This is a genomic window from Psychrobacter sp. FME13 (assembly GCF_014861395.1).
Lineage (GTDB): Bacteria > Pseudomonadota > Gammaproteobacteria > Pseudomonadales > Moraxellaceae > Psychrobacter.
Genome location: NZ_RRYV01000094.1, coordinates 1 through 12055 on the forward strand (window position 1 = coordinate 1; position 12055 = coordinate 12055).

General features: G+C 41.8%; 13 protein-coding genes. 7 read left to right on the forward strand and 6 right to left on the reverse strand.

Annotation, left to right across the window (positions count from 1 at the left end):
- The first annotated feature begins 439 nt into the window (after positions 1–439).
- Together EI164_RS10910 and EI164_RS10915 are read left to right on the forward strand one after the other, a co-directional pair.
- A complete protein-coding gene (locus tag EI164_RS10910) occupies positions 440–1435 on the forward strand; it encodes a DUF4062 domain-containing protein (protein WP_192519992.1) in 996 nt (331 codons plus the stop codon).
- Between the two features lie 165 nt (positions 1436–1600).
- Entirely contained in the window at positions 1601–1900 is a 300-nt protein-coding gene (locus EI164_RS10915) for a hypothetical protein (RefSeq protein ID WP_192519993.1), read from the forward strand.
- 112 nt (positions 1901–2012) lie between these two features.
- Here EI164_RS10915 and EI164_RS10920 read toward each other — a convergent pair whose 3' ends face one another.
- Complete coding sequence (locus EI164_RS10920) at positions 2013–3488, reverse strand: lytic murein transglycosylase (protein ID WP_192519994.1); 1476 nt, start codon at positions 3486–3488, stop codon at positions 2013–2015.
- Between the two features lie 297 nt (positions 3489–3785).
- Here EI164_RS10920 and EI164_RS10925 point away from each other — a divergent pair, with 297 nt between their 5' ends.
- Entirely contained in the window at positions 3786–4634 is an 849-nt protein-coding gene (locus tag EI164_RS10925; protein WP_192519995.1) for an abortive infection family protein, read from the forward strand.
- A gap of 24 nt (positions 4635–4658) precedes the next feature.
- Here EI164_RS10925 and EI164_RS10930 read toward each other — a convergent pair whose 3' ends face one another.
- The 4 genes from EI164_RS10930 to msrA form a co-directional block, all read right to left on the reverse strand.
- Positions 4659–5237 (reverse strand): DUF1499 domain-containing protein, encoded by a 579-nt coding sequence (locus EI164_RS10930; RefSeq protein ID WP_225739235.1) that lies wholly within the window; start codon positions 5235–5237, stop codon positions 4659–4661.
- An 87-nt stretch (positions 5238–5324) separates the two neighbouring features.
- The gene (locus EI164_RS10935; protein WP_225739236.1) at positions 5325–5477 is read right to left on the reverse strand and encodes a hypothetical protein; all 153 of its coding nucleotides are present in this window, start codon (positions 5475–5477) and stop codon (positions 5325–5327) included.
- 40 nt (positions 5478–5517) lie between these two features.
- Entirely contained in the window at positions 5518–6177 is a 660-nt protein-coding gene (tmpT, locus tag EI164_RS10940) for a thiopurine S-methyltransferase (RefSeq protein ID WP_192519997.1), read from the reverse strand.
- 112 nt (positions 6178–6289) lie between these two features.
- Positions 6290–6811: a peptide-methionine (S)-S-oxide reductase MsrA gene (gene msrA, locus EI164_RS10945; RefSeq protein WP_192519998.1), complete on the reverse strand. Its 522-nt coding sequence runs from the start codon at positions 6809–6811 to the stop codon at positions 6290–6292.
- A 351-nt stretch (positions 6812–7162) separates the two neighbouring features.
- Here msrA and cmoA point away from each other — a divergent pair, with 351 nt between their 5' ends.
- The 4 genes from cmoA (at position 7163) to EI164_RS10965 (ending at position 11511) form a co-directional block, all read left to right on the forward strand.
- A complete protein-coding gene (gene cmoA, locus EI164_RS10950) occupies positions 7163–7948 on the forward strand; it encodes a carboxy-S-adenosyl-L-methionine synthase CmoA (protein WP_192519999.1) in 786 nt (261 codons plus the stop codon).
- Between the two features lie 50 nt (positions 7949–7998).
- Entirely contained in the window at positions 7999–9069 is a 1071-nt protein-coding gene (cmoB, locus tag EI164_RS10955; RefSeq protein ID WP_192520000.1) for a tRNA 5-methoxyuridine(34)/uridine 5-oxyacetic acid(34) synthase CmoB, read from the forward strand.
- Between the two features lie 65 nt (positions 9070–9134).
- Positions 9135–10301, forward strand: a complete 1167-nt coding sequence (locus tag EI164_RS10960) for a DUF1176 domain-containing protein (protein WP_318779543.1) — start codon at positions 9135–9137, stop codon at positions 10299–10301.
- 58 nt (positions 10302–10359) lie between these two features.
- Positions 10360–11511 (forward strand): DUF1176 domain-containing protein, encoded by a 1152-nt coding sequence (locus EI164_RS10965; protein ID WP_192520002.1) that lies wholly within the window; start codon positions 10360–10362, stop codon positions 11509–11511.
- Here EI164_RS10965 and EI164_RS10970 read toward each other — a convergent pair whose 3' ends face one another.
- Positions 11512–11730, reverse strand: coding sequence for a DUF2788 domain-containing protein (locus tag EI164_RS10970; RefSeq protein ID WP_192520003.1), 219 nt, complete (start codon positions 11728–11730; stop codon positions 11512–11514).
- Positions 11731–12055: the final 325 nt, after the last annotated feature.

The window sequence follows — 12055 nt, forward strand, 5'->3', positions numbered from 1 at the left end:
ACGATCTAAGTATAGCTTATTCTGAAATATCTATGCTAATTGATGACACGCCCTAGTATGATTAAAATAAATTAAGCCCAGCCTTATGAGATTGTGCTAGGCTGTGCAAAATAATATATTTGTATTTTTTATATTAGGGTCTGTTGACTATTCACATGTGGTGCTAACAGCAACTATTTTTTAGACAATATGCAGTGAGGTTTTTGATACCTAGTCATTCTGGGTTAAAGAATTTTGCTATGTATTAGTAGAGAATAGTATCACCCCGAAAGGCTGATGTTAGATTTCCCCAAACGCTGTTGAAAATATGGCTAAGGTCTCGACATTACCATCAGCTTTTACATAGTTCGGCAGAGTTTTAGCAATCAGCAGCTCTAATATTTTAATAGTCGATAGATCCTACATTCTTTTATGTCATGACCTGATTTTAGAGGTAATTGTGCCAAACCGTCGCTACCATATTCATATCATATGCGCTGACAACGATCAATTGTTGCTCTTGGACAGCTTAGCGATATTTTTTCAGCCATTTGCGTTCTTGACCTATGACGTATCGAGCCAGTTGCCAAAGGCTTCGTTATATGGTCGACAGTGTATTGATGACTGCGATTACGCATTAATGATCATCGGAGATAGTTACGGCTCGGTGCAAAGAACGGGCGTTAGTCAAATGCATTTAAGCTATCTAAGTGCGAAGGCAAAAATCAAACCTTTGCTAGTTTTGATCAAAAACCATCAGCAAGATGCAACTATTAGCCGTCAGTTACAAGAGTTTATTAAATCGGTGATTAGGCAAGATAATCAAATATCTTATTATGATACAGAAGATGATATCGAAAAACTACTCGAAGCAACTTATGAGCATATCCTAACCAACGATGAGGTGACTGGTGGCTGGGTTCGGGATAAAGAGAAGGTTCTGACTGTTACTAGGCAAGAAGTCGTTGAGCGGTTTTCGGATCTTTTGTCTACCAATAAGCCTGTAAAAAAAGAGACTTTTGTAAACGATGGACTTGTCACTGATGGTCTTAGCCCAGTGATTGTACTGACAGATTTTTTTGATATTCAGTATAGTGCGCAAGCTTACGAAGGTGGCAATTTAACAGATATTAATAGACCGATGGCATTAACGTGGCAAGAGGTATTGATTACATTAGGGAAGATTTCAGAAACGTTTTCTAGCTATGGTCTACAAAATGCTATTAATCGTTTGATAACATCAAAAGCAGAAGACGATGTTAAGCGAGATATGCCCAATGTCCACGCTGTTTCGCGTTGTCAAATATCTCAAGACGATTTAAATAAGTTGCAGCGTCAGCTGGTTAGTGCAAATTGGATAGGACTTACCACTTATGGTACTCGAGTCTCACAAGAGCTGTGGAAGTTGACGAGTTATGCAAAAAACTTATTGGATGACTCGAATGTCAAATTGTAGTAGTTAAAGTGTTTGTACCTATAAATACGTTTTGTAATACAAAGAATACGAGTCAATGGTTGTGAATTTATCCAGGACTGGTGATAATAAGATTGGTTAGATGCTAATATTAAAACTACAATTGTATAGCGCATACATCAATATTGATCAGTTAAGGAGCACGCAATGAGTAATTCTAAAAGTGATGAATTAAAAAAAGAGTTGGATGGCTTAGAAAAAACGATGCATGATGCCGACCAGTTTCATACATTAGAAGAGCAAGTAGCGGATATGAAACGCCGAGGTATTGACCCAAGCCAAGCTTATAAAGATTTGGATAGTAAAGCAGAAGGCGATGACTGGGGTGATGCCACTTGGAAAGAGAATGGTAAGTGGGAATCCAAAACAGCTGCTGATCTAGATGATAAGGCCCGTGAAAACTGGGATGGTGATAATGGTAAGCCCACACCTCCGCCAATCGTTTAAATGATGCTATAAATTATATATATACAAAAGGCCGCGTTAATCATAACGCGGCCTTTTTTTCTGATTTAAGTTACTGTTATTCGCCTTGCAATATTACTAAGCTTGCTTGTTATTATAAGCCTTCATCAACACGGATGAGCTGAATAGTACCATCGGCACTAGTAACGCGGCGATAACGGGTTTTGCTAGATGTCGACGATTGAGTAGCTGGCTGTGCCGAATAAGTATTGCTTGACGTGGTCGTTTGCTTTTGGATCAGCTGTCCCATACGGTCGGTAGAGGCAGGGTTTAACGGTTGGCTAGTTGCAGGCTGGTTGTATTGATTGCCATATTGTGAGCGAGTAGGTGCGGTATTGCCCACGATTGCGCGATAGAATTTCTGTCCTGCGCGGCCATCGGCTGGGAATATGCCTTTACTAGATTGATATTGCTGAATAGCGGTACGAGTATTGTCACCAATGATTCCATCGACACCACCAATATCGTAACCAGCATTTAATAAGGCTTGTTGAATGTCTTTTGCTTGCTGGCGGCTGATACCTGGATCATCGGTTGGCCATGCCGTGGCAAAGTCGGTTTTGCTGCTGTCTTCGCGGGTGACTAGGTCTGATAGATGAGCGATTGCCAATGCATAGTTTTCTGATGCGTTGTACGAATAAAACGTGTCGAAGTTTTTACCGACTAAAAATGCAGGACCTTCAATACCAGCAGGCAGCAATAGACCTGCGCTGCTTAAATCAGATGGTAAAGCACCGCCATTTGCGAGTTTGATGCCTTGGTTACGCCAATGGCTTATCGTTTTTTTATTTTTACGGCTTGAGGCTGCCCAGTAGCCATCAGGTAGCTTGACTTCATAACCCCATGGCTCACCTGAGCGATAACCGCGATTTTTCAAAAAGTTAGCTGTAGAGGCTAATGCGTCAGGTACACTATTGACCAGATCGCGACGACCATCTCCATCAAAATCAACAGCCAAGTCTAAAAAAGTACTTGGCATAAACTGCGTTTGTCCAAAGGCACCTGCCCATGATCCTGTCATATCACTTGGCGCGATATCACCGCGCTGGACAATCTTAAGGGCATTGGCAAACTCACCGCGGAAGTAGCTTTGGCGACGATCAAAGCATGAGAGGGTCGCTAAAGACTCAAACAATGGCTTTTTACCTAAGGTTTGACCAAAGTTCGACTCAACGCCCCAGACACCGAGTACGTGCTCTGCTTTTACACCATAACGCGATTCGATTTGGCGCAGTGTGTCGCTCCACTGGCGTTTAGCGCGGATACCGTCTTCGACGCGTTCTTTGTCCACTAACGCTGAGAGGTAATCCCAAACGTCTTTTTGAAACTCTGGCTGATAGTTAAGAGACTGAATCACGCTGGGATCAGGCTGAGCAGGACGGTAGTTGTTAAAAGTGAAACTATCCACGCCACGGAATTTACTAGAGTTTTTTAGTCCATCTAGACATTGTTGGAATTCAGCATTAGATAAATTTGGTGCTTCTGGTCGGGCAGCTTGGGCGGTGTTCGCAAAGCTAAGCCCAACAGCTAAGCTAAGTAGCGATAAATTAGAAAGTGAAGTCAAACGCATGGAGATATCCTATAAACATCGAAACAGTCATTAAGAAGTAAAATAAAGTAGGTAAAAGCAGTATGCACCTAGAGTAACCAATCTAAACAGCAAAGAAAAGCTATCGCAGTTCTAATGCTATAAATAATTACGTTAGTTTGATATAGGTGTGAGGTTCGGATAGGCTTTGATTAAAAATTATGCTTGAATTAATATTATTTGTTTAGCTCAACTACTTGGACTATTTATCTTGCTACATCATACAATACAACTATTATGTAGCAAGATGAACTAATAATTATTATTGAAAGGACGTTTATGAGAAAAGAAATACCACGGCCTATAATCTCAGTTTTATCTGATAATTTGCCTGAAATAGAGAGTCATGCGACTCTAGATAGTTTGTTTTTCTATGCAGATGCTCCCGGCGAACCACCTAATGTGAGTAAGCCTGCAAAAGTTCAGGAATGGTTGATGCGAGTAAATAAAGAATCAGTTCAACCTTTGATAGTTTTAGGGAAATTATTGGAAAAATATATAGAGCTACCAGAAGAAGATGAAGTTCTATCTTACGATAATTTCGCTAGGCAACGCTTAGAGATAAATCGTGATTTTAAAGAAAAGCTGCTTAAGCTTTTAGCTAGATATAACTTAAGCTATGTTCAAGGCGGATCTATCTCTACAGGAGGTACAGTGTCTAGTCAGAGTTTGAAAGACTTAATCTTAGAGAAAGATGTCTCAGCTATCAATTTAGAATTCGAAAGAGCTTTGAAAAACGTAGATAGCGATCCACTAGAAGCAATATCTGCTGCTTGTAATATACTAGAATCTATTTGTAAAGTTTATATTGAGGATGAGCAATTATCTTTGCCAAATAAGCAGACTCTAAGGTTCCTGTGGAAAGCAGTTAGTAAAGACTTAAATTTTGATCCTAGTAAATTACAAGATGACGATTTGAAAAAAGTACTGTCAGGTATGCATTCAATTGTTGATGGAATATCTGCACTTAGAACACACGGAAGTTCAGCGCATGGACAAGGAAGACAAATGTATAAACCAGAACCGCGACATGCTAGGCTAGCTGTAAATTCTGCTCATAGCTTGGCTTTATTTGTCTTAGAAACTTGGAATAGTCAAAAATTGAAAGCAAATAATGTAAATACTTAATTAGCTAATAATAGATTAACCCAACTACTTTCCCAAAACTCCATCCAACTCGTCTATCAAGCTATGAATACGCGCTGCATTTTTACCCATATCGCTCTTACCGATACGTGATTTACTACGGATATCGACCAATCGTTCGCCACCATTATCGGTTACACGAAGTACCACATCATCTTTGAAACCAAACCAAGTGGTGGTATCTGTGGCTTCAATGATGCCTTTGTCAGCATCAGTATTGACAAGCTCCCAACCTAAGTTTTCAATGGCTTGTTTGGATGCTTCAACCAATTCAGGCTGTGATTGAGAGTAGGTCAACGTTTGCAAGTCAGGATAGGCAGTGCGCTGTTGTTCAGCAGTTTCTACGCCAGCATATTCAACTGGATTTGGTGCATCTGCACGTAATGGCGCAATCGCGATAAACTCAGGTGGATTCACCAGATCGGTTGAAATGTCATGAATTGGCGGTACGCTTTTGGCGCTATTCATCATACCGAGTGGTAGAGCGATAGCAATTGCAAAAAATATAACAGCTATTGCTGCACTAGCAAGGCTGACTGTTTTACGTTTAAATACAACTTGAATCGCCAATATAGTTGAGTTCAAATAATTTCGATACAAGGAAACCGAGTGCAAGCTATACATTAGTATGGTCAGCGAGGGTGACGATGTAGCGGATTTATATGGATTTGACTATAGTACGAGTGCCGCAATACCAACGACCAGACCAAATTTAAAGCTTGTAAAGGCAGTGCCTAACTCTACAATACCGAATTTATAAAGTGGTGCTGGTAGTGCAACCAGCAAAAACGCGATTAAGCTTATCATGCTGACTAAAATTTTCATCAGGACGCTCATTTATGCTTTGGTAGTCGCGAAGTATATTCTATTTATCGTTTAACAACCATACATGCTCTGTCGCGGTTAAGTCAGAGGCGGAGCCTATAGAAGCCGATTCGCTAGTGAGTTCGGTAATTTGATAGTGATCGCCATAATATTGCTGTAATTGCTCGCCATTGATAGAAAAAGGAGGTCCATTTTTTTTACTTTGGTCATAATTAAGCGTGATTAATAATTGTGAAGCTTTGCCGCTAATTTTACGTATCTGCTCGCTATACTGTACGCGCATATCAGCTGGTAGGGCAATCAATGCGGCTTTATCATAGACAGCATTAACACTACCAATATCCTCCGCTGTCAGGCCAAAAATATCAGCGACCCATAAAGTGATGGTTTGCCCCGACAACTGGCCTTGATAGTATTTGATTGTTGGATTGTCTGCATGCTGATGGACAGTAGGTTGTATATTTTGCTCGGCAAAGAATGCTTGTACGGCTGTTTCTATCAATTCAATACCAATAACGTCATAGCCTTGTCCAGCTAGCCAAACCATATCGATCGATTTGCCACATAAAGGTACTAAAATCCGACTGCCAACAGGTGGTTTTAAAGCTAAAAAGTATTTCATTAGCAATGAATTGAAGTGAGTTTGATTGAAGCCAATACGACCTTCTTGCCAGCGAGTTTGCCAAAATTCAGAATTCATATAATATTCTCTGTAGTGTCAATATATCAGCACTATCATACCGCTAAATGCAATAAAAAAGCCAAGCGTACAAACCCTTGGCTTTTAAAGTAGATAGGACGACTTTCAGTGTTTAACTCACCATATATTGGCTAAACTCTTTACGCAGTTTGGCGAGCTTTGGTGGTATTGCAAAGTTACAGTAAGCCTGTCCTGGGTTTCTGTTAAAGAAGTCTTGATGTACTTCTTCTGCTTGATAAAACTCAACGGCAGGATGTACTTCTGTGACGACATTAACACCCATATCGCGTAGTTTATTGATAGTGCGGTCAACGGTCGGTTTTTGACTGTCTTCGGTATAAAACACCACACTGCGATATTGGCTACCAACGTCATTGCCTTGGCGATCCATCGTGGTGGGATCATGGGTGGCAAAGAAGGCATCGAGTATTACCTCTAATGGGACGATAGACTCATCAAACTCGACTTTGATGACTTCGACATGACCAGTCGACCCACTACAGACAGCGTCATAGTTGGCAGAAACAGCATCGCCGCCCATATAGCCTGATACGACAGATTGCACGCCTTTTACCGATAAAAATACCGACTCGGTGCACCAAAAGCAGCCACCGCCTAATACGATCGTTTGCATAATTTTTCCTATTATTATAAATATGAGTTAAGTGCTGTATTTGGTTGTGATGTTTTCATTTTTCAATACTTCTTTTAAACGCCTCACTACCTTTAGCACTACTTAATCAGCTTAGCAGGCGAGCCAAACGCGATAAGTAACAAACAGTAATGTTATAATGGGTTTTTGCTATAGAACATTCACTATAAACAAGTGACAGCGTTAACCTCGCTTGAAGTATTGCCGATACATCTGCACTCGGTTGCCTTGTACCTTTGTTAAATTGAATGACCTATACGTTGCTTTGTTATCGCTTAATAATGACGAGCAAAATCGCCAAATATTTCCTAATTTAAGTTCTATTATCTAAAAATGAGTCGCACCATGAGCCAATCCAAGCCTACTATCAAACATGACACCCTATTTACCACACCGCTGGATAAAGCGGCGCGCTTTTCATTTGATGAGCAGGTGGTGGCTTGTTTCCCCGATATGATACGTCGTAGCGTGCCCGGTTATGGTCAAGTGCTCGCGATGCTCCCTATCTTTGCCCGTCGTCATTGTAAGTATCGTCAGCAGAGCGATAGCGGTCAGCGCGTTAGCCGTATCTATGATTTGGGTTGCTCACTGGGTGCTGCGAGCATGACATTGGCAGGCGAGTTTGAGCCACAAGATTTGCAGATTAAAGCGATTGATATCTCACCAGCGATGACGACAGAGGCGACCACGTTACTTAGTGAGAATTATCCTGAACATGATATCGAAGTGATCACGGCAGACATTCGCGATGTGGAGCTCAAACCCTGCGACATGGTGATTTTAAACTTAACGCTACAGTTTTTACCAGCGGCTGATAGAGTGGCGGTATTAGAGAAGATTTATGCGGCACTGAGCGAAGGCGGCATATTAGTGCTAACTGAAAAAACTCACGCATTTGATGAGCAGTACGATGCGTGGTTGGTGGAGCGTTATTACGACTTTAAACGCGCCAACGGCTATACGGAGATGGAAATCAGCGGTAAGCGTAATGCACTAGAGAACGTCCTTATCACTGATACCTTAGACGAGCATCATGCAAGGTTGAGCGATGTTGGTTTTAAGCGTCATCTGACGTGGTTTCAGTTTTTGAACTTTGTGTCTGTGGTGGCTTTTAAATAATCCTTACTTTTTACACAGTTATTTCTCAACCAATACGGTAACCTGCTTTTATGCTCAACGACACTATCATCAACGCCGAACGCGAACTATATTTAACCTTGCTAGAGCTGGCGCAGCAGCAGCCAATCGCTTATGAGTGGCTGAAGCAATTACCAACATGGCTAAATGCTATCAAAGACAAAGCCAACTACGCGCATGCGCCTGCCTATCAAGCATCAGTTGCTCGTTTACCTACATTAACCGTCAATAATGTCGATCTAAACAGCGACATATTGACGATTGAGGCAAATCTAAGTGAGTCTGAGCGTAAACAAACAATGGCACTGCTCAAGCAGTTAATGCCATGGCGCAAAGGGCCTTTTCAAATTGGTGGTCAGATCGGTAGTCAAATTGGCGATGATGAGTCAGGTATTAAGATAGATACCGAGTGGCACAGTGATTGGAAGTGGCAGCGAGTTGCGCCGCATTTGAGTGGGTTAGAAGGCCGTCGTGTGTTAGATGTGGGCGGTGGCTCTGGTTATCACGGCTGGCGTATGGCAGGAGCAGGGGCGGATACGGTCATTATCGTTGATCCTTCTTGCTTGTTTTATCATCAGTTTATGGCGATTCGTCATTTCGTTGGTACAGCAGATGCTTATACTTATTCTAATGGTACAGGTCGTTACCGTACGCATTACATTCCAGTACCGCTAGAAGCCTTGCCAGTGCATAGCCAGTTGTTTGATACTGTGTTTAGCATGGGCGTACTTTATCATCGTCAGTCACCGTTTGAGCATCTACAGCAGCTCCGAGGTCAGTTGGTCAAAGGTGGTGAGTTGGTACTAGAAACCTTGGTGATTGAAGGTGATGCCAATACCGTACTGGTGCCACATGACCGTTATGCACAGATGAATAACGTGTATTTCTTGCCATCAGTCGCAGCATTAACTGGCTGGCTAGAAAAAGTTGGATTCTCAGACGTACGCTGCGTCGATGTAGCAGTGACTTCGACGGATGAGCAGCGCAAAACAGAATGGATGACCTATCACTCGCTAGCAGATTTCTTGGATCCTAATGACTCGACTAAAACTATGGAAGGCTATCCCGCCCCGATGCGTGCGACACTGATTGCCAAAAGATAGTTTTTCAGGGAAGTAGAGACATCATTAATCAATATAACTAGCCACTAAAACAAGGAAGCATGACTGTGAAAAAAATAATGGCTTTGATGACGATCAGTTTATTGTCGCTACCCGCTGTGGCGTCAGACGCTTATGGCGATCCATTTGAAGGCTGGGGGTTTGTTAAAGATGATTGGCAAATGGTTTGTGATAACACCTTGACTTGCCGTGCTGCGGGTTATAGCGAGGAAGGTGCTGGTAGCGGTCCAGTCTCGATATTAATGGTTGCAGAGCCAAAAAAAGCGTTGCCAAAAGTATATGTAGACTTTATCCATTCAGATGATGAGTTTTACCAGTCATCATCTGATGATAGCTTAGATGTTAGTATTGGCAATGAATCTAGCCATACCGAGTTATGGCTAAATGACAAAAATTACGGCGTTATCAATAGTAGAAGTGATGATGATTCTAGGTATATGTTAGATGAAAATCAAACTAAGCAATTGCTTCGTCACGCTCGCCTGAATACAACAATAGAGGTAAGAGTAGGTAGTCATCGCTGGACTGTCAGTGACAAAGGTATGGGAGCCGTGTTGCTCAAACTTGATGATGTGCAAGGCAGAGTAGGCACGCCAATAGCATTGGTGAGTAAAAACCATGCTAGCAAGCAAACGCCAAAATCTGCTAAACCCATACCTGTGATCAACAAAGCATTTGCTTATTCAGATGAAGACAATAAACAGCTGAGTGCTGCAAGGCTGTCATATTTTGAAAATAATATTGATAAATGGGTAAATATTAATGACCCTCTTTTAGTAGGTTCGGAAGAGAAAATGGGAGACTGTGAACTGGTCAACCCGAAAACTGAGGCATATCAACGGATGGCTGAATATGGTTCTAGTATGCTTGGTTGGGATTTTATACCAGTAGATGATGATCATACTTTGGCGAGTCATGGTTGTTGGATGGGTGCTTATAATGCAGCTGGCGGATATTGGCTAATAGACCATGAAAACCCTCGTAACCCTCCGCTAATTACCACTGCAGGCAATGGTTATCATGATGGTGAGATTTGGGCTGTGCATAAAGACCGAGGTTTAGGTGACTGTTGGAATAAACAAGTATGGGTTTGGAATGGTGAAACCTTTGCCAAATCAGAAGATTCTAGCTCAGGAATGTGTCGCGGTTTTGCTGGTGGTGCTTGGGATTTACCAAGCTATGTCAGTGAAGTCATAGAAGCTGATAAGCACTAACTATATCAACCAACTTCTGTATTACCAGACAAGACAATGATTCAAAAGTGAGCTTATTATGAAAAATACCCTGCTTATTAGTCAAGACAAGCTTACGAAGACAATGTTTAGCGCTGCTACCATATTTTTAGCAATGACCGCCGTCCATGCTAGTGACGTTTATGACGATCCTTTTGAAGGTGAAGGCTTTGTAAAAGACAATTGGCAAGTGGTTTGTGACAATACTTTGACCTGTCGCGCAGCAGGTTATAGCGAAGATGGCACTGCTAGCGGAGGGGCTACGATATTACTCACTGTAACTCCCAAAGAAAGCGCTGTAAAAGCTAAACTCAAGTTACAGAATGTAGATGATGTAGAGACCTCACCTGCGAACGCTTGGCTGGCAAGCCACGGTTCGCGTGTATCACTTTATCTGAATGATAAAAAATATGGAATGGTAGAGCTGGATTCAGCATCCTTATCTGGAGATTTAAGCACGGGTCAAACTCAGCAATTACTGGCTCGGGCTAAACAAAATACTAAGATAGAATTTCGATCTGGGCCATATCGCTGGCATGTCAGCGACAGCGGTCTATCAGCAGTGTTACTCAAGTTAGATGAAAGTCAAGGCCGTGTGGGTACACCGCTAGCATTAGTCAGTAAAAATAATCAGCCGTCCATGACGCCTAAGTCTGCAATACCAATCCCAAAAATAGTTGCTGCTCCCGTTTACTCCACAGAAGATTCAAATCCTAATATTGATTTGACCAAAATGGATTACTGGCGAGCAAATATTGAAAATTGGATTATTACTGAATCTAACGATGAATTAAAGGAAGAGTGCTATGCCCTAAATTCAGATGAGAAATGGTCTAGAGATGGTGACTGGACGTTGACGGCATTAAACGCTAAATATACCCTTGCCAGTCATGTTTGTTGGCGCGGTGCATACAATGAAGGCATAGGATTCTGGGTCATTGACGACGCAATCCCCAGCAAACCTAGCTTAGTAACTTACTCGGGTGGTAGTTATGATGAAGGTCAGATAATCAGTGGACACAGAGGTCGAGGGTTAGGAGATTGCATTTATCTCAAAGAATGGACTTGGAATGGGAGTAGCTTTGTTAACTCAAAGGCTATCGGCACTGGACTATGCCGAATGATTCAGTTGGGCGGTGCATGGGACATGCCAAGCTATGTCAGTGAAGTCATAGAAGCTGACAAGCCCTAACTATATCAACCATTTTTTGAAAGCGACTTCCATGACGAGCTTAATGATAAAGCCTACACAGCCTGCGCCAAGCGCGACGAAAATCCAAAATGTACCAGCGCGTCCAGCTTGAGACTCTTTCGAGATATCCCACATAATAAAAAACAAGAAAGCGATGAATATGGGCAACAAGACATACAGTCCCCAACTGGTGATAGTACTGGAAGCAATAGCAAACATGGCATAGTCCTATAAAGAAATAGTAACGTGTCTTTTGTAGTCAAAGAACTTTAAAGTGGATACAAGGTTGCCGACTACAGACTGTACTAGTAGTACATCTAAGGAGGCTAACGCTGTATAGGTTTAGTAGTTTATCGACTATATATCTGAGAAGAGTAGTACAAACCAATATTATAGCGCGAAAGCGTTTGTGTATAAACTGTTGCTCAGTACGATACAACAGTAAGGCTACAATTGAGGTGGGTATTCTATTTATTCTACAGTGCTTTAAGGGAGTTTCCCAAACTCTGTGTAACTGCTTATAATCCACTAACAGGAGAATAAG